The 25,255-nt window shown below is 64.5% G+C and carries 23 protein-coding genes and 2 pseudogenes; 15 read left to right on the forward strand and 10 right to left on the reverse strand.

Going from position 1 to position 25,255, the window contains the following annotated elements:
• Window positions 1-15 precede the first annotated feature (15 nt).
• Entirely contained in the window at window positions 16-1,191 is a 1,176-nt protein-coding gene (locus tag L6D77_RS10635; protein WP_232884152.1) for a M20 aminoacylase family protein, read from the reverse strand.
• A gap of 146 nt (window positions 1,192-1,337) precedes the next feature.
• Between L6D77_RS10635 and L6D77_RS10640 the strand changes: the two genes are divergently transcribed.
• Entirely contained in the window at window positions 1,338-2,288 is a 951-nt protein-coding gene (locus L6D77_RS10640; RefSeq protein WP_232884153.1) for a LysR family transcriptional regulator, read from the forward strand.
• 24 nt (window positions 2,289-2,312) lie between these two features.
• Here L6D77_RS10640 and L6D77_RS27295 read toward each other — a convergent pair whose 3' ends face one another.
• The 3 genes and pseudogenes from L6D77_RS27295 to L6D77_RS27495 all read right to left on the reverse strand — a co-directional run.
• A complete protein-coding gene (locus L6D77_RS27295; protein ID WP_269807589.1) occupies window positions 2,313-2,441 on the reverse strand; it encodes a hypothetical protein in 129 nt (42 codons plus the stop codon).
• 287 nt (window positions 2,442-2,728) lie between these two features.
• Entirely contained in the window at window positions 2,729-3,070 is a 342-nt protein-coding gene (locus tag L6D77_RS10645) for a hypothetical protein (protein WP_232884154.1), read from the reverse strand.
• Window positions 3,071-3,234: 164 nt separating this feature from the next.
• A pseudogene (locus L6D77_RS27495) lies at window positions 3,235-3,312 on the reverse strand (hypothetical protein); the annotation flags it as partial.
• Between L6D77_RS27495 and L6D77_RS10650 the strand changes: the two are divergent.
• Window positions 3,311-3,616: pseudogene (locus tag L6D77_RS10650) on the forward strand (LysR substrate-binding domain-containing protein); the annotation flags it as partial. The pseudogenes L6D77_RS27495 and L6D77_RS10650 sit on opposite strands and share 2 nt — an antisense overlap.
• A 71-nt stretch (window positions 3,617-3,687) precedes the next feature.
• Here L6D77_RS10650 and L6D77_RS10655 read toward each other — a convergent pair.
• Together L6D77_RS10655 and L6D77_RS10660 are read right to left on the reverse strand one after the other, a co-directional pair.
• Window positions 3,688-4,851, reverse strand: a complete 1,164-nt coding sequence (locus tag L6D77_RS10655; RefSeq protein WP_232884155.1) for an FAD-binding oxidoreductase — start codon at window positions 4,849-4,851, stop codon at window positions 3,688-3,690.
• Window positions 4,844-6,364, reverse strand: a complete 1,521-nt coding sequence (locus tag L6D77_RS10660; RefSeq protein ID WP_232884156.1) for a phytoene desaturase family protein — start codon at window positions 6,362-6,364, stop codon at window positions 4,844-4,846. The genes L6D77_RS10655 and L6D77_RS10660 overlap by 8 nt, the downstream gene beginning before the upstream one ends.
• A 157-nt stretch (window positions 6,365-6,521) precedes the next feature.
• Between L6D77_RS10660 and L6D77_RS10665 the strand changes: the two genes are divergently transcribed.
• The gene (locus tag L6D77_RS10665) at window positions 6,522-7,139 is read left to right on the forward strand and encodes a TetR/AcrR family transcriptional regulator (protein WP_232884157.1); all 618 of its coding nucleotides are present in this window, start codon (window positions 6,522-6,524) and stop codon (window positions 7,137-7,139) included.
• A 13-nt stretch (window positions 7,140-7,152) separates the two neighbouring features.
• Here L6D77_RS10665 and cuyB read toward each other — a convergent pair whose 3' ends face one another.
• Both cuyB and L6D77_RS10675 read right to left on the reverse strand, forming a co-directional pair.
• Window positions 7,153-8,607: a cysteate racemase gene (gene cuyB, locus L6D77_RS10670; protein WP_232884204.1), complete on the reverse strand. Its 1,455-nt coding sequence runs from the start codon at window positions 8,605-8,607 to the stop codon at window positions 7,153-7,155.
• 40 nt (window positions 8,608-8,647) lie between these two features.
• Window positions 8,648-9,928 carry a dicarboxylate/amino acid:cation symporter gene (locus tag L6D77_RS10675; protein WP_232884158.1) on the reverse strand — a complete coding sequence of 427 codons (1,281 nt, stop codon included), beginning with the start codon at window positions 9,926-9,928 and terminating at the stop codon, window positions 8,648-8,650.
• A gap of 400 nt (window positions 9,929-10,328) precedes the next feature.
• Between L6D77_RS10675 and L6D77_RS10680 the strand changes: the two genes are divergently transcribed.
• A complete protein-coding gene (locus L6D77_RS10680; RefSeq protein WP_232884159.1) occupies window positions 10,329-11,234 on the forward strand; it encodes a LysR substrate-binding domain-containing protein in 906 nt (301 codons plus the stop codon).
• 33 nt (window positions 11,235-11,267) lie between these two features.
• Here the strand turns inward: L6D77_RS10680 and L6D77_RS10685 are convergent, their stop codons facing one another.
• On the reverse strand, window positions 11,268-12,041 hold the full coding sequence (locus L6D77_RS10685) for an AraC family transcriptional regulator (RefSeq protein WP_232884160.1): 774 nt from the start codon (window positions 12,039-12,041) through the stop codon (window positions 11,268-11,270).
• Between the two features lie 100 nt (window positions 12,042-12,141).
• On the reverse strand, window positions 12,142-13,398 hold the full coding sequence (locus L6D77_RS10690; RefSeq protein ID WP_232884161.1) for an MFS transporter: 1,257 nt from the start codon (window positions 13,396-13,398) through the stop codon (window positions 12,142-12,144).
• Window positions 13,399-13,661: 263 nt separating this feature from the next.
• Here L6D77_RS10690 and L6D77_RS10695 point away from each other — a divergent pair, with 263 nt between their 5' ends.
• The 11 genes from L6D77_RS10695 (at window position 13,662) to L6D77_RS10745 (ending at window position 24,984) form a co-directional block, all read left to right on the forward strand.
• Complete coding sequence (locus tag L6D77_RS10695) at window positions 13,662-14,663, forward strand: GlxA family transcriptional regulator (protein ID WP_232884162.1); 1,002 nt, start codon at window positions 13,662-13,664, stop codon at window positions 14,661-14,663.
• A 277-nt stretch (window positions 14,664-14,940) separates the two neighbouring features.
• Window positions 14,941-16,083, forward strand: coding sequence for an aromatic ring-hydroxylating oxygenase subunit alpha (locus tag L6D77_RS10700; protein ID WP_232884163.1), 1,143 nt, complete (start codon window positions 14,941-14,943; stop codon window positions 16,081-16,083).
• Between the two features lie 43 nt (window positions 16,084-16,126).
• A complete protein-coding gene (kce, locus tag L6D77_RS10705) occupies window positions 16,127-17,056 on the forward strand; it encodes a 3,5-dioxohexanoate:acetyl-CoA acetone transferase (protein ID WP_232884164.1) in 930 nt (309 codons plus the stop codon).
• 12 nt (window positions 17,057-17,068) lie between these two features.
• The gene (locus L6D77_RS10710) at window positions 17,069-18,490 is read left to right on the forward strand and encodes an aminobutyraldehyde dehydrogenase (RefSeq protein ID WP_232884165.1); all 1,422 of its coding nucleotides are present in this window, start codon (window positions 17,069-17,071) and stop codon (window positions 18,488-18,490) included.
• Between the two features lie 33 nt (window positions 18,491-18,523).
• Window positions 18,524-19,456, forward strand: a complete 933-nt coding sequence (locus L6D77_RS10715; protein ID WP_232884166.1) for a 3-hydroxyacyl-CoA dehydrogenase NAD-binding domain-containing protein — start codon at window positions 18,524-18,526, stop codon at window positions 19,454-19,456.
• A gap of 137 nt (window positions 19,457-19,593) precedes the next feature.
• A complete protein-coding gene (locus L6D77_RS10720; protein ID WP_232884167.1) occupies window positions 19,594-20,547 on the forward strand; it encodes a PDR/VanB family oxidoreductase in 954 nt (317 codons plus the stop codon).
• Window positions 20,548-20,564: 17 nt separating this feature from the next.
• On the forward strand, window positions 20,565-21,038 hold the full coding sequence (locus L6D77_RS10725) for a thioesterase family protein (RefSeq protein ID WP_232884168.1): 474 nt from the start codon (window positions 20,565-20,567) through the stop codon (window positions 21,036-21,038).
• Window positions 21,039-21,124: 86 nt separating this feature from the next.
• The gene (gene choX / locus L6D77_RS10730) at window positions 21,125-22,072 is read left to right on the forward strand and encodes a choline ABC transporter substrate-binding protein (protein WP_232884169.1); all 948 of its coding nucleotides are present in this window, start codon (window positions 21,125-21,127) and stop codon (window positions 22,070-22,072) included.
• Window positions 22,069-23,022: a choline ABC transporter substrate-binding protein gene (gene choX / locus L6D77_RS10735; RefSeq protein ID WP_232884170.1), complete on the forward strand. Its 954-nt coding sequence runs from the start codon at window positions 22,069-22,071 to the stop codon at window positions 23,020-23,022. The genes choX (L6D77_RS10730) and choX (L6D77_RS10735) overlap by 4 nt, the downstream gene beginning before the upstream one ends.
• A 176-nt stretch (window positions 23,023-23,198) precedes the next feature.
• Entirely contained in the window at window positions 23,199-24,575 is a 1,377-nt protein-coding gene (locus L6D77_RS10740; protein ID WP_232884171.1) for a purine-cytosine permease family protein, read from the forward strand.
• Between the two features lie 79 nt (window positions 24,576-24,654).
• Complete coding sequence (locus tag L6D77_RS10745; RefSeq protein WP_232884172.1) at window positions 24,655-24,984, forward strand: DHCW motif cupin fold protein; 330 nt, start codon at window positions 24,655-24,657, stop codon at window positions 24,982-24,984.
• The last annotated feature ends 271 nt before the right edge of the window (window positions 24,985-25,255 follow it).

Raw genomic sequence — 25,255 nt, forward strand, 5'->3', positions numbered from 1 at the left:
CTCTTGCTGTGGCCGTCAGGCCAGGAAGCGCCGCGCCAGCCGCACCCAGAAGGTTGCGCCCAAGGGCAGTGCCAGGTCGTTGAAGTCGTAGCCAGGGTTGTGCACTTCACAGCTGCCGCTGCCTTCGCCGTTGCCGATCAGCAGGTAGCAGCCAGGCACCTGTTCGAGCCAGAAGGCAAAGTCGTCGCTGGCGCAGATCGGTTTCTGGCCCTGCGCCAGGCCTTCGTCGCCAAGCCAGTCGCGCAGCACCTGTTCGGCCAACTGGCTGGCCTGGGGGGCGTTGACCAGCACCGGGTAGCCTTCGCCGAAACTCACTTCGGCGGCGGCCCCGTAGCTTTGCGCGTGGTGCTGGGCCAAGGCTTGGATGCGCTGGCGCAGCAGGCCGCGCACCGTGGGGTCCAGCGCCCGCACGCTCAGGCGCAGCTCGGCCTGGCCAGGGATGACATTGGCGGCATCGCCGGCCAGGAAGGCGCCCACGGTGATGATCGCGGTTTCGCTGGGCGGCACGTTGCGCGAGACGATGGTCTGCAACGCCAGCACCAGCGAGGCGCCCACCACCACCGGGTCGATCGCCCGGTCAGGCATCGCGCCGTGACCGCCGTTGCCATGGATGACGATGGTCACGCTGTCGGTGGAGGCCATGCGTGGGCCGGCGAGCACGCCGAACTGGCCCAGCGGCATGCCGGGGGAGTTGTGCAGAGCGTATACCGCGTCGCATGGGAAGCGCTCGAACACGCCCTCGTCGAGCATGCGCTTGGCCCCGGAACCGCCGTGGCCTTCCTCGGCGGGCTGGAAGAACAGATGCAGGGTGCCGCGCCAGTGGCGCTCGCGGGCCAGCTCGCAGGCGGCGGCCAGGAGCATCGCCGTGTGCCCATCATGGCCACAGGCGTGCATCTTGCCCGGCACCGTGCTGGCCCAGGGACGGCCGCTCTGTTCCGCGATGGGCAAAGCGTCCAGCTCGGCGCGCATGCCCAGGGTGGGGCCTTTGCCATTGCGCAAGGTGCCGACCACGGCAGTACCGGCCAGGCCTTGGTGGACCTCGTAGCCCCATTCACGCAAGTGGCTGACCACCCGGGCGCTGGTGGCGAACTCTTCAAAACCCAATTCGGGCTGTTGATGGATGGCCCGGCGTATCTCGATCATGGCCGGGGTGATGGCAGCGATGCCGGGGGCGATGCAGGTGGAGTGCATGTTGTTATTTCCTGGTTCGCGAGGCGACACTGCGCGGCCCGTTGGCGGCCTTGGCCTCGTGCTCTAACCTAGCGCCATCGGCGGCTAGGCATAAGCCGCAAAAATGTTGTCATGACGACCCTTGGTGTTCAGGCAGGAGACTCTTCGTGAAGCTGCACCAACTACAGGCCCTGATCGCCGTGGCCGACCACGGCGGCATCCGCTCGGCAGCCCGGGCCCTGGAATTGTCCCAGGCTGCCATCACACGTGCCCTGCGCGAGCTGGAGGAGGAGCAAGGACTACCCTTGTTGTCCCGCCACGCCGGTGGTGCGCGCCTGACCTTTGGCGGGCTGACGCTTTTACCTCATGCCCGGCAGATCGCCAGCCAACTGGAGAAGGCCCAGCGCGACTTGGCCAGCCTGCGCGGCGAAGCACCGACCCGCCTGTGCGTGGGCATTACGCCCTGGTTCGGGCAGACCTTGTTGGGTACGGCTCTGCAAGCCTTCCGCCAGCAGATGCCGGGGGTGCAACTGGAGCTTTACGAAGGCCTGCAGGCGGTCAGCCTGGCATTGCTGCGCAGCGGCCAAATGCAGTTCGCCCTGGGACCTGCCGGCGGGTTGTCGAGCCAGGAGTTCAGTCATGAGGTTTTGGCCCACTACCCCATGCGGGTGTTGGCGCGTATCGATCACCCTATGCTGGGTGCTCGGTCGTTGGGTCAGCTACTTGAGCAGGACTGGGTGATGAATTTTACCCAAGCTGGGCAACAAGCGTTGATGCATCAACTGTTCGGGCGTCATGGGTTGAGCATTGAGCCAGGACGAATCGTTTGCGCCCAATCCAGCGCTATGCTCAGTAGCCTGATCGTAGATGGTGGAATGCTTGGATTTTCGCCTGAACCCATGCTTCTGTGTGAGCCGCTGCGTAGCAAGGCGCAAGCGTTGGAACTTGAGGAGTCCTTGGAGGAGGGCGACATTAGCGTGATCCAGTTGCGCGACCAGACGCTGGACCCGGCCGCGCGCTGTTTGGTGCGTTGTCTACAGCAGGCGCTCAAGGCCTCGAATCGCTCAAGTGATGTAACAGGTAGGCGGATTATGGAAAAGCTCAGATTGAGCTTTTGATGTTCACAACTAGTCGAGCCTTTCCTAATTGTCCGGATCGACCAGATCTTCTGGGGGACTACCGATCTGCAGTTCAATGACAGTTCCAGGAACCGGCGCGTACCAGTCGACGATGACGAGGCGGCCGGTACCGCTGGCCGCGTCGTAGTCCATCAGGACGCAGTCGTCATACCATCGCTGTAACGCCCAGCTTAGTTCAGAGTGGCATGGGAATACGTCCTGAGTCTGCTCAAGCTGGCGAATCTGGCTACGCCACTCACTGACTGATTGCGCCGGCCAGGACGGCAGGTTGGTGTGCAAAACGCCGAAGAATAGGGTAGGAATCAATTCCAAAACTGAAACGGCGACGCTTGCAGTATGCAGTCTAGATGCCAAGCGAGGGGCGGTCCGGTGTCGACCCACAGCGGCCATTACAAAAGGGTAATGGGGCGCCGCGAGCCTCATGCTCGGATACTTGCCTTTCCTTCCATGGCCAGCATCGCTCGCGCCTTGCTTATCGGTAGGAACATTATGCTGCCACTACGTCCATCGTAATAAAGGAAATAACTACCAGGGTCGATCAGTAGTATTCGATAAAGCTCATCGCTGTGAAACTTTTCTCGAATCTTAATACGCTCCATCAGGATCTCGAACGATTTGACTCGGTGTTCTTTCATGGTGGCCTCGAAGGCTTCGTAAAGCACCTCCCTGCGGCGCCGCGCTTGCTGAGACAGCTTCAAGTGGTATAGCCAGATCACCCATGCAAAAAACAAAACAACTACCAGGCCCAATGCTGACTCCATGGCTCAATCTCCTTGCCAGTGAGACCGATGTCTTTGCTAGCTTAATCGATGCTCGGAGTTTGGCCGTTCTCTGTTGGTCGCCGCTTCGGTAGGTTCAAGCCGATACGGCAGATAACGAGAGATCCGCAAGGCATGTGTTGTCAGCCGTATCGTCGAGCCGGCTTGTAGTCCACGCTTTGCGCGAAGCGCTCGCCACGGCTGCCATGGTCCAACCCGTAGGCGGGGAGCTCCACCGGGCGGTCCCTGCGCCATGGCCTGGGCGACTACCCGGGGCTGGTGTCGAAAGCACTGCTGGCGCCCGTGTTGCTGCCGGTTGCCAGCCCCGCGCTGCTCGCCAACGGACCGGTATTGCACGCCCCTGAAGATTGCCTGCACTACCCGCTGTTGCAGCACGCCGAGCGCGCCGACTGGGCGCTGTGGTTGCAGGCCCACGGCGTCGAGCCCGACCCCCGTAGCCGCCGCGGGCAGAGCTTTGACGAGGACCTGCTGTTGCTGCGCGCCGCCGCCAGTGGCCAGGGCATCGCCCTGGTGCGGGCGCAGCTTGCCGATGCGGGCTTTTTTCGTCGAATGGATCGAAGGGCAACTTGCCGTCGAGTCGCGCTGAACCGGGTGCCCGCTTACAGCAGCACTTCGATATCCCCGGTCGGGAACGCCACGCAGGCGTAAATCCAGCCAAAGTCACGGTCGGATTTGCGCAGGTGCGCCTCTTGCGGGTTGAACACACTGCCGGCCACCAGCTTGACCCGGCACAGGCTGCATTCCCCCGAGCGGCAGGCGTTCTCGGCGAAATAGCCATTGCGCTCCAGGGCGTTGAGCAGCGGCTCACCCACCTGGCTGCGGAAGCTGCCGCGCCCGCGCACGGTGATCTGCACTTCATCCTCCAAGGCCACACCGTCGGGCCAGCCGGGCTGCTGGTTCGGCGCCTTGGGCGCGCCATTGGCCTCGACGCGGATACGCCTGCGGGCCACGCCCAGCTCGCTCAGCAGGGCCACGCAGTTGTCGTTGAATGGCGTCGGGCCGCAGATATAGAACATCTTGTCGCCGACCGCGCCCAACTGCTCGCGTAGCAGGTCCACATTCAAGCGGCCGCTGTGTCCGCTGTAGCCAGCGGGCGGGCGGGAGATCACTTCGGTCAGGGTGAACTGCGGATGCCGCGCTGCCAGCGCGCGTAGCTGCTCGGCATAAATCACATCGTCCAGATGGCTGTTCACATGGATCAGCTGCAAGCGCTGTGGCAGGTCGCGCGCCAGGATATCCAGGAGGATGCTGCGCGCAGGCGCCACGCCGGAGCCACCGGCCAGGAACACCAGGTCGTCACCATGAAACAGCGGGTTGTGGTGGAAGGTGCCCATCGGCCCCGAGCTGGTCAGCGGCTGGCCCACCGTCACCCGGTCGAGCAGGTAGCTGGACACGAAGCCGCCCTTGGCCCGCTTCACGGTCAGGTCGTAGTAACCGCGCTGGGAGGGCGGCGATGACAGGGCGTAGGGGCGGGCGGTGTGCACCCCGTCGATCTCGACGAACAGGTTGATGTACTGCCCGGCCTGGAACGGCGGCAGGGCCTGGCCATCGACTGCCACCAGGCGCAGGGTGCGGGTGCTGGGGGTGTCCTCGATGATCTCGGCCACTTCCAGCGCCAGGCGCTTGGGGTGCAACTGCACCACGGCGTTGCCGACTTCGCCGCGCACTTCGAGAAAATCGCTGCCGCTTTGTTCGAGTGCCAGCTTGGCGGCGGCCGCGGCGCTGTAGCCGGCGATCAGGTTCAATGCGTTGTGCTCAGGCATGTTCCACCTCATTGGCTTTCAATTGTTTGAGCACGGCCCTGGCCGTGGACTCGCCCGCCATGTAGGTCGGCTGGAAGCCGCCCATGGTCATCCAGGCTCCGGCCATGTACAGCCCCGGCACCGCGTCCAGGCGCTCGCGCAGCAGCGCCGAGTCCTGGGCGCTCTGCTGGAAGCCGTAGATGGCGCCGCCCGGGGTGTTGAGGTAGCGCATCATGGTCAGCGGCGTGGCCACCTCGACTTCCTCGATGTGCTGGCGGACCTTCGGGTAGACCTGCTCGATCAATGCGATCAGTTGCTCGGCGAAGGCGTATTTGGTCTGCGCGTAGCGCTCCGGCGTCACTGTTTTCCAGACATCACCGTATTGCAGGCACACCAGCACCACCTGGCTCTTGCCCGCTGGCGCGGCGCTCGGGTCTTCCAGGTTGTAGCAGGTGAGCATGCCGCCAAGCGGCGGCTCCAGGCTGCCCATGCGGGCGTGGATCTGCTCTTCGTCGAGGGTCTGGTAGATGAAACTGGACGCGGTCGTAACCCCCAGCTCCTCGGGCGTGCAGTCCAACCCGAGGTAGATGACGAAGGCCGAGGTGCCCATGCGCCGTGACTTGAAGTCCTGCTGAATGGGCAGCGGCGGCTGCTCAAGGTCGAGCAGCTCGTTGAAGGTGATCAGCGGGCTGGCGTTGGACACCACGGCCTTGCAGGCGATGGTTTCGCCACCCTCCAGGCTGACGGCACAGACCCGCCCGTTGTCGGTGTGGATCTTTTCCACGCCGCAGTTGAAGCGCACCTCGCCGCCGGCCTCGAGGAACGACTCCACCAGCGCGCTGGACATCGCCTGGGAGCCGCCCTTGATATGCCAGGGTTTGAACACCGCATAGGCGTACAGCATGGTGGCCAGGTCGGCGAACGGCAGCATGCTCGGTGCCACGCCCAGGTACAGCCAGTAGGTGGCCAGGATGTTCTTCAGCTTGGCGTCGCTGAAGAATTCGTCCAGCACCTCCCGCGCCGGGCGAAATCCGTATTCGACGTAGTAGGGGCACAGTGACTGGAGCATTGCTTCGCTGTTGGCGCGCTTGGCCTTGGGCAGGGTCATGAAGCTTTCCAGGGTGACCTTTTCACACACCAGCATGAAGCGCTCGATGGCCTCGTGCTCTGCCGGGTACAGGCCTTGCAGCAGGCGGCGAATCCCCGACCAGCTGGCCGGCAGGGTGACATCCAGCTCACCGGGCACCACCAGCCGGTAAAGGGCGTGTTCCTGGATGAACTCGACCTTGTCGAGCACGCCGAGCTTGTCGAAGAACGGGCGCATCACGAACGGCTTGTCCTCGGTACCCAGCCCGCTGAGCTGGTGCAGCGCCACCTCGAACTCGAAGTTGCCGCGCACGAAGGACGTCGCGCAGCCGCCCGGAATGTTGTGGCGCTCCACCAGCAAGGTCCGGCAGCCACCGCGCTGCAGCGCGGCCGCCGCTGTCAGCCCGGCGTTGCCCGCGCCGATCACCACCGCATCGTAGTGCTTCATCATCACCTCGAACTTATCACTGATAAGATTTGGTTAAAAAAACACCTGGAAAGCACAGGATGTTAGCGATGCTAAGATTTGATCTTATCAGCGTCAAGATATTTCCGGGTGTTAAGATCGAGGCGCTTCGCACCCCGTAATCAAGGCCTCATCGCACATGACCAAGACCCGCAGCACCTACCACGTCGGCAACCTTGCCCCCCAATTGCTCAGCGCCGCGCGGGACATGCTCGAAGAAGTGGGGCCGACCAAGCTGTCGCTGCGCGCCGTGTCCGAGCGGGTAGGGGTGAGCGCCACGGCCGCCTACCACCACTACGCCAACCGCGCCGAGCTGGTCGGGCAACTGGCGGCGCAGGGCTTTCGCGAGCTGGCCGTAGCGCTGCGTGGCGCCGACCGCGGCAACGCGGGCATCGACAAGCTGCGCGACGCCAGCCTGGCCTATTTCAGCTTCGCCCGCGCCAACCCGGCGCTGTACCAACTGATGCTCGGCCCGGAGCTGGCCAGCTGCGATATGCCCTTCGAGTACTGCACCGCGCGTGACGAGGCGTTCGGTGAACTCAAGCGCATCATTGCCGAGATCCTCGGGCAGGATGTGGCCAGCGCCGAGGTGCGCCGGGCGGCGTTGGCGGGTTGGTCCTATACCCATGGGCTGGCGTCGCTGGTGATTCATGGGGTGCTGCAGTTGCCGGACTCCACCACCGATGCACGGTTCGTCGACAGCACCCTGCGAGGGTTCGAGCACCTGTTCCAGGCGGGGCGAGAGGGTGGGTTGTAGCCCGGTGAGTGCGCTAGGCCTGTGCCAGGGCAACGCAACGTTGCGCGAGCACGTTCGTGGGGTCGACCAAGGCCACACGGGCGGTACCGATCAGACAGTCATCGGCCAGGGGAAACATCAGCGGCAGCTCCGTGCAGCCGAGGATCAGCACCGTGGCGCCTCTGTCCACCAGATGTGCTGCGGCCGTCAGCAGATCGTCCTTGCACTGGCCTGTGGTGTATCCGGCTTTCACACCACGCTCACCATAAATCGAGCGCATCACCAGCGCCTGCGCAGCCTCATCAGGCACCATCAGGCTCAAGCCGGACCGCTCTGCAGCCGCGTGGTACACCCGGCTTTGCAGGGTGCCGGAAGTCGCCAGCAAACCGACCTGCCTGGCGGCTCCGTACGCCTGATGAATGAACGCGATGGTCTCTGTCAGCATGTTGATGATCGGGATCTGCAGGTGCCCCTGGATGCGCTCGACATAGGCATGCGCGGTGTTGCAGGGAATGGCGATGGCCTTGGCGCCTTCGCACTCCAGGCGCTTGCAGGTCGCGTACATTGCCACCGTAGGGTCCATTTCCTTTCGCAGCAGGTTGGCCGTTCGGTCGGGGATCTGCGGGTTCTGCTCGACCACCATCTTGATGTGTTCCTGGTCTCTACCCGCTGGCGTGTTCTTGACCACCTTGCCCATGAAATCGACGGTCGCCGCCGGGCCGACCCCGCCGACGATGCCCAGTTTGAACGGCGCGGTGACGCGTGCTGATTCACTGGCCGTCGCGTAATCGGCATACACCCGGTTCACGTCTATGCAGCGAATGCCGCGTCGATGCAGGTCCGCCGCCACCAGGGAAATCTCGGTCATGCCCGGCAGCAGCAGTTGCGCCCCTTGGCTGTTCAGGTCCAGACAGACTTGATGCAGCCGCTCCAACGCAACCCCGTCGAGGTGGCCAGCCTTGATGCCTGCGGGGCCGTATACAGCTTCCATCAGCACTGTCTGGTTCGCCGGCGATGGATAGACCAGCTCAAAGTCAGCACCGAAGTGCTGCTCGAACAGGCCCGCAGCGCGAACGTAGTCCGAGGCCAGCACGCCAAGGCGGGCCCCCGGCTCAGCCATTTGGGCCAGGTGCTGCTTAAGCGCAGCCATCAGGTCGACAACCGGGATGTCCAGTTCCGCTTTCAGCTCATCCAGGAAGGTGTGGCTGGCGAAGCACGGAATCAGGACGGCATCCGCATTGCTGTCGGCGAAGCCCTGGCAGGTCTGAAACACATAGAGCTTGCGCGAGGTCATGCTGGCGTCGCTGCACAGTGGCAGCGACAGGTCCTTGAAGGGGTGTTGCTCGAACAGCAAGTGATAGCGCCCCAGGTCCGCCAGCACAGGCTCGCTTTTGAGCAACTTGTAGAACAAGTCCCCTCCCGCCAGCGAACCCAGGCCGCCAATGATGCCAAGCGTGCGCGCGGGGTGATTTTTTCTCGAAGGTTTCATGTTCAGTTCAACCAGGCAGTGAAGGGGAGCGAGTGGCGGATCAGGCGTTCTGTGGGTGAATGCCGGCGGTGTGCGCTTGAGGGGTGTCGCCGTGCTTGCTCTCCAGGTTGGCAATCACCGCCGTGGCAATGCTGTTGCCCACCACGTTGGTGGCGGTGCGGCCCATGTCGAGGAACTGATCGATGGCCAGGATCAACAGCAGGCCCGCTTCCGGCAGGTGGAACATGGGCAGGGTGGCCGCGACCACCACGACCGAAGCGCGGGCAACGCCGGCCATGCCCTTGCTGGTGATCATCAGGGTCAGCAGGATCAGCAGTTGCTGGGTAAACGACAGGTCGACGTTGTAGGCCTGGGCGATGAACATGATGGCGAAGGCCTGATACATCATCGAGCCGTCCAGGTTGAAGGAGTACCCCAGGGGCAGGACGAAGCTGGAGACGCGTTTAGGTGCACCGAATTTCTCCAGCGCATCGATGGTCTTGGGGTAGGCCGACTCACTGCTGGCTGTGGAAAACGCCAGCAATACCGGTTCACGGATCAGCTTGCCGAGCGTGAACACCGGGCGGCCGAGGAACGCGTAGCCGACCGCGAACAGCGCCGCCCACAGCAGCAGGATGCCGATGTAGAACTGGCCGATCAGCTTGCCGTAATCGAACAGCAGGCCAATGCCTTGGGTGGTCACCGCGGCGGCGAGGGCGGCGAACACACCGACAGGGGCGAACATCATCACGTAGTCGGTGATGCGGAACATCACCTTGGCCAGGTCGTCGACCAGTCCGCCGATGCGTTCGTTGCCCTGCTTCTTCACGTAGGCCAGTGCCAGGCCGAAGAACAGCGAGAACACCACGATCTGCAGGATCTCGTTGTTGGCCATGGCTTCGGCAATGCTGCGCGGGAACACATGGCTGATGAAGGTCTTGAGGCTGAAATCGCCCGCGTTGACGGTCACCGCACCGGCCGCCTGGGCCTGCTGGACACTCAGGTTGAGGTCGGCCCCGGGCTGGAAGACATTGACCAGCAACATGCCCAGGGCCAGCGAGAACACCGAGGCACTGACGAACCAGATCATCGAGCGCAGGCCGATGCGGCCTACCGAGCCGGAGCTGCCCAGGCTGCTGATGCCGGCCACCAGGGTGGCGAACACCAAGGGCGCGATGATCATCTTGATCATGCGCAGGAAAATGTCGGTGACCAGGCTGAAGTAGCCGGCGATTTCTTTTGCCGACTCGGGGCTGGCTGCAAACGTGTTGCAGCCCCAACCGACGACGATGCCAAGCAGGATTGCCACGGCGATGTATTTGGGTAGTTTCTTGTTGTTCATCTCGACCTCGTTGTTTTTGGTGGGCGCGTCGAAGCTCGTCCCGCGCTGTCACTGCAGCGCTGGGCCAGGTGTTGGGTCAGTCAGCGATGGGCGCTCAGGCAGGCTTTGATGGCTGCGGCGGGTGTTGATGGCGACTTCGTTTTGGCCAACGAGCTCAGACTACGCCGAGCGCTTTGATGAGTTGATGAGGAAGCGCGATAGTTTTATGCGTTAATTTCATAGTTATTGAATTGCGTTCAATAGCGTCTAAAACCATGCATCATGCAGGCAATGTTCTGTATCTCCATGTTGGGTTGTAACGCTCTGTTCGACCTTGGCCTGGAGCGGTGCTTTGAACAGTGCAAAGCTTTCAGAGGCTGTTGCCAATCGAGCCACCGTCGAACACCTACCCGAGCCTGCCATGCAAACCAAGTGGATAGATGACCTGCTAGCGGTCGCCGAAACCAAGAACTTCTCCCGCGCTGCCGAGATCCGCTGCATCACCCAGTCAGCGCTGTCACGGCGGATCAAATCACTCGAGGAGTGGGTGGGCGTCGACCTGGTCGACCGCGGTACCTACCCGGTGCAATTGACCAAGGCCGGCCAGATCTTCTGCAGCGAAGGGCGCGAAGCCCTGTCGGCTTTCATGGACCTGCGCTCGTCCTTGCGCCGTGGCGAGCGCATGCCCGGGCGTTCGATCCAGGTGATCGCCGGCCACACGCTGTCGATGACCTTCGTGCCCAAATGGTTCTCCGGCTTTCAGCGGCGCTACGGCTATTTCAATGCCCGGGTGCTGGCTGCCAACGTGCAGGAGGCGGTGATTGCCCTGGCGGAGGGGGGCTGCGACCTGATGATCGGCTACAGCCACCCGCGCGCGCCGATCGTGCTCGACCCGGACAAGTTCATCGGCCTGCGCCTGGGCTCCGATGCGTTCTTTCCGGTCTCGGCCCCCGACGCCGAAGGCCGGCCGTTGTTCGAGCTGCCAGGTATTCCCGACCAACCCATTCCGTACCTTGCGTACACCGCAACCTCGTTCCTCGGGCGTGTGGTCGACGTGATTATCCAGGCGGAACAACGCCAGCCCGGGCTCAACCGTTTCTATGAAGCCGACATGGCCATGCACCTGTTGCGCATGGCGCGCGAAGGCTATGGCATCACCTGGGTGCCAGAGTCGGCGGTGGAAGAGGAAATGGCCGCGGGCAAACTGGTGCGCGCAGGCGGGCCTGAATGGTCCGCGGAGCTTGAGATCTGGTCGTTCCGCTCCATCGGCAATACCAACCAGACGATGCTTGAGCTGTGGAAGTCGCTGGAGAAGGACACCCGCTGACCCCGGCCTATGGGGCGTTCAGGATGACTGCGGTTAGCTGAAGAAACGGCTCGGCGTGGTGCCGAACTGCTTCTTGAACATGCTGGCAAAGGCACTGGGGCTGTCATAGCCCAGCACGCCTGCGACATCGATGATCTTCTCGCCCTGGGCGATGCGCTCAAGCGCCAGCAGCAGCCTCGCTTGTTGCCGCCATTGCCCGAAGGTCATGCCCAGTTGCTTGTGGAACAGGCGCTGGATGGTCTTCTCATCCACGCCAAGGCGCCTGCTCCAGTCGGCGACGGTGGAGGTGTCGCCGGGGTGGGCTTGCAGCGCCGCGCAGATGGTCTTCAGGCGTTCATCGGTGGGGTGCGACAAGCTCAGTGGCAGCGTCGGCAGGATGCTCACTTCATCGAGGATCAGGCGCATGATCCTCGCCTCCCGTGAGTCGGCATCGAAAGGGTGGGCGATATTCACCGACGCTTTTATCAGTTCGCTCAGCAGTGGTGAAATGCTGATGGCCTTGCATTGGCTCGGCAGCCCCGGCGCGCTGTCGGGCTGGACAAAGATGCTGCGCATCTTGACCGGGCCCATGCATTGAATCGCATGGATTCGGCCTTGCGGCATCCAGATCCCGCGGCTGGGTGGCACCGTCCAGCGTGCGTCCTCGGCCTGCACGGTCATCACCCCTTCGATGGCATGGATCAGCTGATGCTTGGCGTGCGAGTGGGGGGCAATGAACCAGCCGTCAGGGTAGTCGGTTGCACTGCTGGTGATGGCCCAGGTCCAGCGATCGACTTCCTTCAAGAATTCATCCAGCGACTTGAGCACGTTGGCCTCTTTTCCGTTGATGGTCGCCTTGACCGCGTAAGACGGTGCAGGGGCGTTTCTAGCCGACTCGGCGAGGCGGCCGCAATAGCCGCCCTGTTGTTCAGCAGCAGCGGGCCGGCGCTGTGGCCTGCGGGTTGGTCTTGGGCAGCAAGGCTGTGACCAGCCCCAGCAACGGCAGGAACGACACCAGCTGGTAGACCCAGACGATACCGTAACGGTCGGCCAGTACGCCCAGGCCGGCAGCGCCGATGCCGCCGATGCCGAACATCAGCCCGAACATCACGCCAGAGACCATGCCCACGCGCCCGGGCACCGCTTCCTGCGCATACACCACCAGTGCCGCAAAGGCCGAAGACATGACCAGGCCTATCGCCACCGCCAGCAGCGCCGTCCCGGCAAGCCCTGCATAGGGCAGCGCCAGGGCGAACGGCGCCACCCCGAGGAACGACACCCAGATCACCGCTTTGCGCCCGATGCGGTCACCCACCGGGCCACCTGCGAATGTACCCAGCGCGACCGAGGCAAGGAAGACGAACAGGTACAACTGGCTTTGTTGAACCGAAATACCGAAGCGCTCGATCAGGTAGAACGTGAAGTAGTTGGTGAAGGCGGTGATGTAGACGAACTTGGCGAACATCAACAAGGCAATCACCACCACGGCACGGATCATGGCGCCCCTGTCCAGCCCTGCCGGCTGGTGGCGTTTGAGGCTGTTGAGCTGCGCCTGGCCGTGGCGTACGGTCCAGCCCGTCACCCGCAGCAGAATCCACACCGCCAACGCCGCTGCCAGCATGAACCAGGCAATCGCGTGCTGCCCGTAGGGAATGACGATGGCGGCCGCCAGCAGCGGGCCGATCGCCGAGCCGGTATTGCCGCCCACCTGAAAGGTGGACTGCGCTGTGCCGAACCGGCCACCCGACGCCAGCCGGGCCACCCTGGAGGCTTCCGGGTGGAAGGTGGCCGAACCCACCCCCACCACGGCGGACGCCACAAGCAACATCCCATAGCTGCTGGCCACCGCCAGCAAGGCGATGCCGATCAAGGTGATCACCATGCCCGAGGGCAAGAGGTAAGGCTTTGGGTGCTTGTCGGTGTACATCCCGACCCAGGGCTGCAGCAAGGAAGCGGTGACCTGGTACACCAGCGCGATCCAGCCGATTTGCGCGAAGCTCAGGGAAAAGTCGCTTTTCAGCATCGGGTAGACCGAGGGCAGCACGGCTTGAATCAAGTCGTTGAGCAGATGGGCGAAGGCTGCTGCCCCCACGATCGGGATCAACAGGCCGGTGGGCTGCTGTGTTGTGGCGCAGATCGGCTCGCTGAAAGCGCCGTGATCGGGGGTGGTCTGTTCAGTGGTCATGGATAAGTGCTCGACAGTGAAGATTAAGGCGGACGGGCACAGCCTGGGCTGTTCGAGCAGAGTAGGGACACTGAAAATGCCTGTCTCTCGCTTAACAGGCGCTTTGGCCCGCAAAACAGGCATTGGTGACAGTGTATTCGTGCATTGACCGGCACCAGCCCAGTCCAGGAGGCTTGCCCAGGACCAACCCTGTCGCCCCCACACCAGCACAGGGCATTTCACTGCCGTATGATCAGCCCACCCAGCCGCTGAGCGAGACCGCCGTGTTCAACTTCCTGGTCATCGTCTTCCCCCACTTCAATGCCGCCGCCACCACGGCCTTTGTCGACCCATTCCGCGCCGCCAACTACCTCAGCGGCGAGGCACGCTTCCACTGGGCGTTCGCCTCGGTCGAGGGCGGCGGCATCCGCGCCTCCAACGGCATGGACCTGTTCACCCAGTCGCTGGCCAACCTGCGTGACGAGCCGTGGGACCTGGTGATGCTCTCCAGCAGCTGGGCCCCGGAGCAGCACCACAGCAGCCACCTGCAGGGCGTGCTGCGAACCTGGGCGAGCAAGGGTTGCCTGCTGGGCGGGCTGGACACCGGCACCTTCCTGCTGGCCGAGGCCGGGCTGCTGGCAGGCCGGCGCGCCACTGCGCACTACGAGCACATCGACGCGCTGCTGGAGCTGTACCCCGAGGTCACCATCGTCGAGGACCTGTACGTGTTCGACCAGCAGCGCATCACCTGCTGCGGCGGTGCGGCGGCCACCGACACGGCGTTGCAGCTGATCCGCAACCTGCACGGCGAGACCCTGGCCAACGAGGCGGCGCGCTATGTGTTTCACCAGCAGTTCCGGCCGGGCAGCAGCCAGCAGAACCCCGAGGCCCAGCAGCCGTTGGGGCATACCATCCCGCTGGTGGTGCGCCAGGCGATCAAGCTGATGGAGGGGCACCTGGAGGAGGTGATCGGCATTCCCGAACTGTGCGAGCGAGTCGGCATCTCCCAGCGCCAGCTGGACCGGTTGTTCCGCCAGGTGGTGCACAAGAGCCCGGCGTTGTACTACCGCGATATCCGCCTGGACCGGGCGCGCGGGTTGGTGACCCAGACCGACCTGGCGCTGACCAAGGTCGGGGTGGCGTCGGGGTTTCCCAACCAGTCGCATTTCTGCCGGATCTACCGCGAGCGCTTCGGCCTGACCCCGCGCCAGGACCGGCAGGAGGGCAGGGTGCCGTTCGATTACCGGGCCTGGCCGATGCATCAGCGCGGGGTGGCCCGTCGGTAACCTGCACCGGCCTCATCGCTGGCAAGCCAGCTCCCACATGGACACTGTCCTTCCCAAGGCAGGCGCGGGACCTGTGGGAGCCGGCTTGCCGGCGATGAGGCCGGTGCAGGCCACACAAACCAGTCGCTTCCAACGCCTGCATACCTAAAAACGACAATGGCCAATGCAGAATAAAACACGGCGTATTTTGCACATTTAATCCCTCGGCCACGGACCACTATCAACCCCACAGAACGGGCAAACACCCCTTGCCCGTAACAATAAAAGGGCCGTTGATATGTCTGAGTTGCTGCATCCCCGCCAATTCGAAGCGATCAAGCAGGGTTACGATCCAGACCCGCTGGTCTCCCAGTCGCTGCGTGCCGACGCCTACGTGCAACCGGAGTGGTTCCGCCTCGACCAGCAGGCGATCATCGCCAAGAGCTGGCAGTGGGTGTGCCATGTGGAGAAGGTGCGCGAGCCGGGCAGCTACACCACCGTGGACATCGCCGGCCAGCCGATCGCCGTGGTCCGCGACCAGGAAGGCGTGCTGCGCGCCTTCTACAACGTGTGCAAGCACCGCGCCCACCCGGTGCTGCAGGGCGAGGGCAAGACCAGGCGCATCGCCTGCCCCTACCACTCCTGGTGCTACGGCCTCAACGGCAGCCTGGTCGCCGCGCCCCATGTCGGCGGCCTGAAGGACTTCGACAAGGAGCAGATTCACCTGAGCCCAGTGCAGGTCGAGGAATTCTGCGGCTTCGTCTACGTCAACCTCGACCCGGCCGCCGCACCGCTGCGCGAACAGTCTGGCGAGCTGGCCAACGAGATCCTGCAATGGGCGCCGGACATCGACAAACTCACCTTCGGCCACCGCCTCACCTACGAGATCAAGTCCAACTGGAAGAACGTGGTCGACAACTTCCTCGAGTGCTACCACTGCCCGACCGCGCACAAGGACTTCTGCACCCTGGTGGACATGGACACCTACAAGGTCAAGACCCACGGCATCTACTCCAGCCACATGGCCGACGCCGGCAAGGGCCAGAACTCGGCCTACGACGTGTCCCAGGCCAGCGTGCGCACCCATGCGGTGTGGTGGCTGTGGCCCACCACCTGCCTGATGCGCTACCCCGGGCGCAGCTCGATGATCGTGCTCAACATCGTGCCGGTGGGCCCGGACCGCACCCTGGAAACCTACGACTTCTTCCTCGAAACGCCCGAGCCGGATGCCATGGAAAAAGAAGCCATCCGCTACCTCGACGAAGTGCTGCAGGTGGAAGACATCTCGCTGGTGGAGAACGTCCAGCGCGGCATGCAGACCCCGGCGTTCGAGCAGGGCCGCATCGTCACCGACCCCAACGGCTCGGGCAAGTCCGAGCATGCGCTGCACCACTTCCACGGCCTGGTGCTGGACGCCTATGCCCGCTGCCTGAAGCCCTGACCCTCGACATCGGCCTCCAAAATCTCAATCCGTGAGCCTTGCCATGCCCAAATCCGTGATCATCACCTGCGCCACCACCGGTGGCGTACACACTCCGACCATGTCCGAATACCTGCCGATCACCCCGCAGGAAATCGCCGACTCATCGATTGAGGCGGCCGCGGCGGGCGCTTCGATCATCCACCTGCACGCCCGCAACCCCGAGACCGGCAAGCCCGACCCGCGCCCCGAGCTGTTCCAGGACTTCATGGGCCAGATCCACCGCCAGAGCGACGCGGTGCTCAACGTGTCCACCGGCGGCGGCCTGGGCATGACCCGTGAAGAGCGCCTGCGTGCGGCGCTGGCGGTGAGCCCGGAAATGGCCTCGCTGAACGTCGGCTCGATGAACTTCGGCATCTTCCCGATGAAGGCCAAGTACAGCCACTGGAAGCACGACTGGGAGCCGGCGTTCCTCGACAGCACTCGCGATTTCATCTTCCGCAACACCTTCGCCGACATCGAATACATCGTGAAGGAGCTGGGCGAGGGCCATGGCACGCGCTTCGAGTTCGAGTGCTACGACCTTGGCCACCTGTACAACCTGGCGTGGATCATCGAGCAGGGCTGGGTCAAGCCACCGTTCCTGATCCAGATCGTGTTCGGCGTGCTCGGCGGGGTCGGTGCCGACCTCGACAACCTCATGCACATGCACACCGTGGCGCAGAAGCTGTTCGGCAAGGACTACGAATGGTCGGTGCTGGCCGCCGGGAAAAACCAGATGGCCTTCGCCACCCAGGCGGCGATGCTCGGCGGCAACGTGCGGGTGGGCCTGGAGGACAGCCTGTTCATTGGCGCCGGCGAAAAGGCCAAGAGCAACGCCGAGCAAGTGCTGAAGATCCGCGCGATCGTCGAGAACCTCGGCCTGAAGGTGGCGACGCCCAGCGAAGCCCGGGCACGCCTGGGGCTCAAGGGCCGCGACAGGATCACCCTGTAAGGAGGGCGTGCCATGCACACCAGACTGTTGATCGATGGCGAGCTGGTCGAGGGCGCAGGCGAAGCCTTGCCGGTAATCGACCCCTCGACGGGCGAGGCGATCGTCAGCGTCCATCAGGCCGATGACGCCCAGCTGGACCTGGCGGTGCGCAGCGCGCAGCAGGCGTTCGCCAGCTACTCGAAAACCACCCCGGCCCAGCGCGCCGGCCTGTTGCTGGACATCGCGGGCGTGGTCGAGGCCCATGCCGAAGAGCTGGCCGCGCTGGAAAGCCAGAACGTTGGCAAGCCCTGGCCCTCGGCACTGGATGACGAGATGCCGTTGACCCTCGATACGTTGCGTTTCTTCGCTGGGGCCGCACGGACCCTGGCCGGGGTGGCGGCGGGCGAATACGTAGCGGGGCACACCAGCCTGATCCGCCGCGACCCGATCGGCCCGGTGGCCGCCATCGCGCCATGGAACTACCCGCTGATGATGGCCGCCTGGAAGCTCGCCGCGCCCTTGGCCGCCGGATGCAGCGTGGTGCTCAAACCGTCGGAGGTAACGCCGCTGTCGACCCTGCGCCTGGCGCAGTTGCTGGCCGACGTGGTGCCCAAGGGCGTGATCAATATCGTCCACGGCGTGGGCAGCGTAACCGGCGACCGGCTGATCAATGCCGCAGGCATCGAGGCGGTCAGCATCACCGGCTCGCCGGGCACCGGCAGCGCCGCCATGCGTGCGGCGGCCAGCCAGATGCGCCAGGTGCACGTGGAGCTGGGCGGCAAGGCGCCGGTGATCGTCTTTGATGATGCCGATATCGACAAGCTGGTCGCCACCTTGCGTGCCACGGCGTTCTTCAATGCCGGGCAGGACTGCGCGCAACCGTGCCGGCTGATCGTCGCCAGCAAGGTCTACGACCGCGTGGTGAGCGCCCTGGCCGAGGCGGCGGCGTCGATCCAGGTGGGGGCGCCACGGGCGGCGGGTACCGAGATGGGCCCGCTGGTCACCGCGCAGCACCGCCAGCGCGTGGCGGGCTTCGTCGACCGCGCGCGTGGTTATGCCGAAGTGGTGACCGGCGGCGTGGCCGGGCAGGGTGCTGGTTTCTTCTACCGGCCCACGGTGGTGGCCGACGTCGACCACCGCGCCGAGATCGCCACCGAGGAAATGTTCGGGCCGGTGCTGACGGTATCGCGCTTCACCCCCGATCAAGACCCGATTGCCATCGCCAATGCCACCCGCTACGGCCTGGCTTCGTCGATCTGGACCCGCGACAGCGGCCGCGCCATGGCCGCCAGCAGCCAGCTGCGCTACGGCTTCACCTGGGTCAACACCCACGGCGTGGCCACCCCGGAAATGCCCTGGGCGGCGATGAAAGGCTCGGGCCACGGTTGCGACATGTCGGTGTTCGCACTCGACGCCTACACCAGTGTGCGCCACGTCATGCTGGCGCACGGCTGATCTGTTTTCCCCACTACAACCGAGGTGCTCTTGATGCGTGAATTTGAAAATGTCGCGGTGATCGGCGCGGGTGTCATCGGCGCCAGCTGGGCCGCGCTGTTCCTGGCCTCTGGCCGCAACGTGGCGGTGTACGACCCGTCGCCAACGATGCAGGCCGACGTACGTGCCTACATCGACAATGCCTGGCCGACCCTGCGCGAACTGGGGCTGGCCGAGGGCGAGCCGGGGCTGCTGAGCTTCCATGACGATGTGGCCGGCGCGGTGCAGCACGCCGACTTCGTCCAGGAGAGCGTGCCCGAGCGCATCGCCATCAAGCATGAGCTGTTCGCCAGGCTGGAGGCCGCGCTCAAGCCCGGCGCCATCGTCGCCTCGTCGGCCTCCGGCCTGCGCCTGGGCGAGATGCAGGCGGGCTGGCAGAACCCGTCGCACTTCATCCTCGGCCACCCGTTCAACCCGCCGCACCTGATCCCCTTGGTGGAAGTGATGGGCAACGACAAGACCGCCGCCGGTGTGGTCGAGCGGGCCGAGCGTTTCTATGCGCTGGTGGGCAAGGTGACCATCCGCGTCAACCGCGAAGTGCGCGGCCACGTGGCCAACCGCTTGCAGGCGGCGCTGTGGCGCGAAGCCATTCACCTGGTGAAGAGCGGCGTGGCCAGTGTCGAGGACGTGGACAAGGCGGTGTGGGCCGGCCCCGGCCTGCGCTGGGCGGCCATGGGGCCGACGATGTTGTTCCACCTCGGCGGTGGGGCGGAAGGCCTGACCTCGTTCTGCCAGAAGTACACCGAGAGCTTCCATGGCTGGTGGGACGACCTGGGCGACCCACGGCTGGATACCGAGACGGCGGCGCAGCTGGTGGCCGGTGTGCATGAAGAGGCCGGCGACGCCAGCTGGTCGGCGCTTGCCAGCCAGCGCGACGCACTGATTACCCACATGTTGAAAGCGACCGCGCCGCTGCGCCGCCGTTGATTGCCGGCCATGCCCCGGCGATTCATGCGTCGACACTTAATGTTGGGGCCGCGTTGCGGCCCATTCGCGGCACAAGGCCGCTCCTACAGGGGGCGGCCAAATCAATGAGTGAGCGGTTGTTCTATGGGAGATTTGCCATGCCTGATGAAGCCCTGACGCTCCAGATAACCGACCTGATCGCCGAGGCCAAAGGCGTGATGGTCATCGAGCTGCGTGCGCCCGACGGCGCCATGCTGCCTGCTTTCAGCGCCGGTGCGCATATCGAACTGCACCTGCCCGGCGCCATCGTGCGCCAGTATTCGCTGTGCAACGACCCCCGTGAACGCCACCGTTACTGCGTTGGCGTCGGCCTGTCGCCGACCAGCCGTGGCGGCTCGCGGCATGTGCACCAGTCGCTGCGGGTGGGCGACACGCTGCGGGTCAGCCCGCCGCGCAACAACTTCGCCATGGAGCAGGACGCCGCCGGCTTCGTGTTCTTTGCCGGGGGCATCGGCATCACGCCGATCTGGTCGATGATCCAGTGGTGCGAGGCCAACCAGCGGCCCTGGCATTTGTTCTACCTGGTGCGCAGCCGCCAGCGTGCGGCGTTCCTCGAGGCGCTGCGCGGCTTCGGTGACAAGGTCACGTTGCACGCCGACGACGAGGCCGGCGGGCTGTTCGATATCGCCTCGGCGATCAATCGCCAGGCGCCGAACGTGCATTTCTACACCTGTGGCCCGACGCCGTTGATGCTCGCCGTCGAGGCCGCCGCCAGGGGTTTTCCCGAGGTACAGGTGCACTTCGAATGGTTCACCCCCAAGGCGCAGAATGGCCCGGCCAGCAACAAGGCCTTCACCGTGCAGTTGGCGCGTAGCGGCCAGCGCCTGGAGGTGCCGGCGGACCGCAGCATCCTGCAGGTGCTCGAAGCCCACGGCCTGCGGGTGGAAAGCTCGTGCCGCGAAGGCACCTGCGCCTCCTGCGAAATCTGCGTGCTGGACGGCACCCCCGAGCACCGCGACAGCGTGCTGAGCCCGGCCGAACGCAAGGCCAACGACGTGATGATGATCTGCGTGTCCCGGGCGCTGTCCGACACGCTGGTACTCGACCTCTGACATGCAAGGACCACCCCGTGAACGACCTGCTGCTGACCTACCAGACGCCCATCCGCGAAGACTGGATCGACTACAACGGCCATCTGCGCGATGCCTTCTACCTGCTGCTGTTCAGCCATGCCACCGACGCGCTGATGGACCGCATCGGCCTGGATGCCGACGGCCGTGCGCTTTACGGCCACACCCTGTACACCCTCGAAGCGCATATCAACTACCTGAGCGAAACCAAGCTGCACGAACAGGTGCAAGTGTTCACCCATCTGATCGACCACGACAGCAAGCGCCTGCACCTGGTGCACCACCTGTACCGGCCTGCCGATGGCGAACTGTTGGCGGTGAGTGAACAGCTGCTGATGAACATCAACACCCAGGCCGGCCGCGCAGCCAAGTTCGCCGGTGCCGTCGAGGCGCATATCGGCGAGCTGTTCGAGGCCCACCGGCGCTTGCCGCGCCCGGGCTATTGCGGCCGGGTGATCGGTATCCGCCGTTGAGCAACCCATAACAACAAGACCGCTTCGCCTCTGCATAACAACAAAACTGCCGCTCCCCACAGCTGCCACAAAGAGGAACATGCGTCATGAACATCGCCCGTCGCGCCGTGCTGTGTACCACCTTGGCGTTGTCCGCCCACAGCTTCGCCGCCGAACCGCCGCAATGCCGCCTGGTGCGGATGTCCGACCCCGGCTGGACCGATATCCAGAGCACCACCGCCATCGCCACCACGCTGCTCAAAAGCCTCGGCTATGAAACCAAGTCGACCCTGGTGGGCGTGCCGCTGACCTTCAAGGCGCTGTCCGAAGGCAAGAGCATGGACGTGTTCCTCGGCACCTGGCTGCCGACCATGGCGCCCGACCTCAAACCCTACCGCGACGCCCGCAGCATCGACATCGTGCGGGTCAACCTGCGGCACGCCAAGTACACCCTCGCGGTGCCGCAAACCCTGTGGGACCGGGGGCTCAAGGACTTCGCCGACATCGCCCGTTTCAAGACCGAGCTGGGCGGCAAGGTCTACGGCCTGGAGCCCGGTGACGGTGGCAACAACGCCGTGCTCAAGGCCATCGCCGACAACGCCTTCGGCCTCAAGGACGCCGGCTTCAACGTGGTCGCTTCCAGTGAGTCGGGCATGCTCGCGCAGGTGGAGCGGGCGCAGCGGCGCAACCAGGCGATCCTTTACCTGGGCTGGGAGCCGCATCCGATGAACACCCGCTTCAAAATGAAATTCCTCACCGGCGGCGACCACTACTTCGGCCCCGACTTCGGCGACGCCACCGTCTACACCAGCACCCGCAAGGGCTACGTGGATGAGTGCGGCAACGTCGGCCAGTTGCTCAGGAACCTGAGCTTCACCCTGGACATGGAGAACCACATCATGGGCGGCATCCTTTACGACAAGCACGAGCCCGAAGCCGCCGCCAGGGCCTGGCTCAAACAGCACCCCGAGGTGCTCGATGCCTGGCTGGAAGGGGTGACCACCTGGGACGGCCAGCCCGGGCTGGCCGCGGTCAAAGGGGAGGTGATGCAATGAGCCGCTCGGTCGTGAAAGGCCTGAGGGCAGGGGCCTGTATCGCCGCCGCGCTGCTGTGCAGTGCCAGCTGGGCCGCCGAGCCCGCCGCCTGCACCCAGGTCAAGCTCGGCTCCACCAACTGGTCGGACACCGTCGCCACCAGCGCCATGGCGCAGATCGCCCTGGAGTCGCTGGGCTACCAGGTCAAGCTCACCACAGCCTCGCAGCAGATCATCCTGGCGGGCCTGGCCGACAACAAACTCGACACCTTCCTCGGCTACTGGCAGCCGACCATGCGCCCGGTGGCCGAGCCTTACGTGCACAAGCAGCGCATCCAGGTGATCGAGCCGGCGGCCTTGCCGGATGCCCAGTCCACATTCGCCGTGCCGCGCTACGCCTTCGATGCCGGCCTGCGCACCTTCGCCGACATCGCCAGGTTCAAGGACAAGCTCGGCAGCAGGATCTACGTGATCGAGCCCGGCAGCGGCTCCAACCGCATCACCGCGAAGATGATCGACAGCGACCAGTTCGGCCTCAAGGGTTTCACCCTGATGGAGTCGAGCGAGGCCGGCATGCTCACCGCCGTCAAGCGCGCCGTGAGCCGCAACGAATGGGTGGTGTTCTTCGGCTGGAAGCCACACCCGATGAACCTGCAGTTGGACATGGTCTACCTCACCGGCAGCGAGGATGTGTTCGGGCCGGATGAGGGGGCCGCCACCGTGTCGGTGATGACCGCGCAAGGGTACGGCGAGCGTTGCCCGAACGTTGGGCGGTTGCTGCATAACCTGTCGTTCAGGAGCGACCAGGTGAGCCACCTGATGGTGCCGATCCTGGAGCGGGTGGCGCCGAAAGATGCTGCGCTGGCCTGGCTGAAGCAGAACCCCGAGCAGGTGAAAGGGTGGTTCGAGGGGGTTGAGACGGTTGATGGGAAGCCTGGGTTTGCGGCGTTCCAGACTGCGCTCAGCCGCTAGGGTGGCAAGGGCTGCGCCCTTGATCGCTGGCAAGCCAGCTCCCACAGGGACCGGCGCCGTGCTCAAGACATGCACAGAACCTGTGGGAGCTGGCTTGCCAGCGAATGGGCCGCAAAGCGGCCCCGGCATTCTCAGTCCAAGCACGGACCCCAATAACAACAACGAGGGCCCCAACGGTGAAACTCGAACAACGCAGCATCGAATTCGTCCCCCACGCCGAACGCTACGGCACCCCCCGCCGGCTGTTCACCGTCTGGTTCAGCGCCAACCTGCAAGTCACCGCCCTGATGATCGGCACCCTGGGTGTGGCCTCCGGCCTGAGCCTGGGCTGGACCCTGCTGGCGCTGCTGCTCGGCAGCCTGGTCGGCACCGTGTTCATGGCCGCCCACTCCGCCCAGGGCCCGCAGCTGGGCGTGCCGCAGATGATCCAGAGCCGCGCCCAGTTCGGTGTGCTCGGCGCCGCCGTCCCACTGCTGGTGATGGTCACCGCCGCCGTGCTGTTCATGGCTGCCAGCGGCGTACTGATGCGCGACAGCCTCAAGGCCCTGCTGCCGGTCAGCGACAACCAGGCCATCGCTCTGATAAGCGTCGCCACCTTCGCCATCGGCGCCGTCGGCTACGAGCTCATCCACCGCCTCGGCGCCTGGATGACCCTGCTCTCCAGCCTGGTGTTCGGCACGGCCTTGCTGCTGATCCTGCTGCACGCCGACGCCCCCACAAGCTTCGCCACCGCAGGCGGTGGCTTCTCCATGCCGCTGTTCAACCTGGTGATCGCCCAGGCCGCCTCCTGGACCCTCGGCTACGGCCCTTACGTCGCCGACTACTCGCGCTACCTGCCGGCCAATGTGCGCACCCGCGACACCTTCTGGACCACCTACTTCGGCTGCGCCCTCGGCTCGCTGGGCATGATGGCCCTCGGCGCGCTGCTGGCGGCCGTGTTGCCCGGCGTCCTGAAGCTGGACCCCGGGAACGCCATCGCCAGCCTGTTCGGCCCCTGGGCCCAGGTGGCGCTGGTGGTGATCGTGCTCGGCGTGGTGCAGTACAACGTGCTGTGCCTGTACAGCGCCTACATGTCGACCACCACCATCTACAGCGGCTTCGCCAAGTTGCAACGGGTGCGCCCGGCCACCAAGGCCCTGGTGATGGCGGTGCTCGCGGGGCTCGCCTGCCTGATCGCCATGGGCACCCAGCACCACTTCGACACCTTCTTCGCCGACATCCTGATCGGCCAGCTGTACCTGCTGATCCCCTGGAGCGCGATCAACCTGGTGGACTACTACCTGGTGCGCCGCGGCGCCTACCACGTCGACGATTTCTATGATGCGGGTGGGTGCTACGGGCGCTGGAACAAGGTGACCCTGGGCGTGTACGCCGCCTCGGTGCTGGGCACGGTGCCGTTCATGAAGCTGTCGTTCTACGAAGGGGATATCGCCCGGTGGCTGGGCGTGGATATCAGCTGGATCGCCGGGCTGGTGCTGGGTGGGGTGTTGTATTGGGTGTTTCAGGCGAGGCAGGGGCAGGCGCTGGGGCCGCAGCGCTCGTCGGCTGTATGAAGCAAATGCGGCCGGTCTGTATCTATCGATGAGTACGGCGCGGCGGTAAGTTCGAGCCTCTCATCCATAGGAGTCGAACATGCAGCTGACCGCCATCCCCTTTGGTACCACCGACTGGTCGCAGATCGAACCTGTCGCCCACCCCGGCGAGGTGGGCACTGCGTACTGGCGCACCTGCCAGTTCGGCAGCATCCGCGTGCGCCAGGTGGAGTACAGCGCTGGCTACGTGGCCGATCATTGGTGCAGCAAGGGCCATATCCTGCTGTGCCTGGAGGGCCAGCTGGACACCGAACTGGACGATGGCAGGCGCTTTACGTTGAAGGCTGGCATGAGCTATCAGGTTGCCGACAACGCCGAGGCGCATCGGTCATCCACATCCATCGGGGCCAAGCTGTTCATCGTGGATTGAGTGCCCGGCAGCTAAGTGACTGACGCACTGTTGCGTCCTACAGGACTGAATCGGAGTTTCCCTATTTCAGGTAGTCCATTTCCGAAGCATCCTTAGCCCGCTTTTGCACCCAGGCAGTGGCGACTACTCTCGCCGGGCCGTTGCGAAACCAACGGCCGGACCTGCAAGTCCGTCAGCAAATTTGAAGCACTGCCGATGGATCAGCCTGCCCTGATCGATGCGTTATGGCGGCTGCGTACGGGAGGCCCTTGGGCCTGCCGGTTTTCTCTTT

Origin of the sequence: Pseudomonas parasichuanensis, from assembly GCF_021601385.1 — a bacterium.
GTDB lineage: Bacteria > Pseudomonadota > Gammaproteobacteria > Pseudomonadales > Pseudomonadaceae > Aquipseudomonas > Aquipseudomonas parasichuanensis.

What these genes read in the sequence shown, in the direction of transcription:
- L6D77_RS10675 (WP_232884158.1), bottom strand. Translation starts at nt 9,928, where the DNA reads ATGAACAACAAGAAACTACCCAAATACATCGCCGTGGCAATCCTGCTT.
- L6D77_RS27295 (WP_269807589.1), bottom strand. Translation starts at nt 2,441, where the DNA reads ATGGACTACGACGCGGCCAGCGGTACCGGCCGCCTCGTCATCGTCGAC.
- L6D77_RS10645 (WP_232884154.1), bottom strand. Translation starts at nt 3,070, where the DNA reads ATGGAGTCAGCATTGGGCCTGGTAGTTGTTTTGTTTTTTGCATGGGTG.
- L6D77_RS10700 (WP_232884163.1), top strand. Translation starts at nt 14,941, where the DNA reads ATGTCTGAGTTGCTGCATCCCCGCCAATTCGAAGCGATCAAGCAGGGT.
- L6D77_RS10680 (WP_232884159.1), top strand. Translation starts at nt 10,329, where the DNA reads ATGCAAACCAAGTGGATAGATGACCTGCTAGCGGTCGCCGAAACCAAG.
- choX (WP_232884170.1), top strand. Translation starts at nt 22,069, where the DNA reads ATGAGCCGCTCGGTCGTGAAAGGCCTGAGGGCAGGGGCCTGTATCGCC.
- L6D77_RS10665 (WP_232884157.1), top strand. Translation starts at nt 6,522, where the DNA reads ATGACCAAGACCCGCAGCACCTACCACGTCGGCAACCTTGCCCCCCAA.
- L6D77_RS10635 (WP_232884152.1), bottom strand. Translation starts at nt 1,191, where the DNA reads ATGCACTCCACCTGCATCGCCCCCGGCATCGCTGCCATCACCCCGGCC.
- L6D77_RS10715 (WP_232884166.1), top strand. Translation starts at nt 18,524, where the DNA reads ATGCGTGAATTTGAAAATGTCGCGGTGATCGGCGCGGGTGTCATCGGC.
- L6D77_RS10655 (WP_232884155.1), bottom strand. Translation starts at nt 4,851, where the DNA reads ATGCCTGAGCACAACGCATTGAACCTGATCGCCGGCTACAGCGCCGCG.
- L6D77_RS10660 (WP_232884156.1), bottom strand. Translation starts at nt 6,364, where the DNA reads ATGAAGCACTACGATGCGGTGGTGATCGGCGCGGGCAACGCCGGGCTG.
- kce (WP_232884164.1), top strand. Translation starts at nt 16,127, where the DNA reads ATGCCCAAATCCGTGATCATCACCTGCGCCACCACCGGTGGCGTACAC.
- L6D77_RS10745 (WP_232884172.1), top strand. Translation starts at nt 24,655, where the DNA reads ATGCAGCTGACCGCCATCCCCTTTGGTACCACCGACTGGTCGCAGATC.
- L6D77_RS10720 (WP_232884167.1), top strand. Translation starts at nt 19,594, where the DNA reads ATGCCTGATGAAGCCCTGACGCTCCAGATAACCGACCTGATCGCCGAG.
- L6D77_RS10710 (WP_232884165.1), top strand. Translation starts at nt 17,069, where the DNA reads ATGCACACCAGACTGTTGATCGATGGCGAGCTGGTCGAGGGCGCAGGC.
- L6D77_RS10690 (WP_232884161.1), bottom strand. Translation starts at nt 13,398, where the DNA reads ATGACCACTGAACAGACCACCCCCGATCACGGCGCTTTCAGCGAGCCG.
- choX (WP_232884169.1), top strand. Translation starts at nt 21,125, where the DNA reads ATGAACATCGCCCGTCGCGCCGTGCTGTGTACCACCTTGGCGTTGTCC.
- cuyB (WP_232884204.1), bottom strand. Translation starts at nt 8,607, where the DNA reads ATGAAACCTTCGAGAAAAAATCACCCCGCGCGCACGCTTGGCATCATT.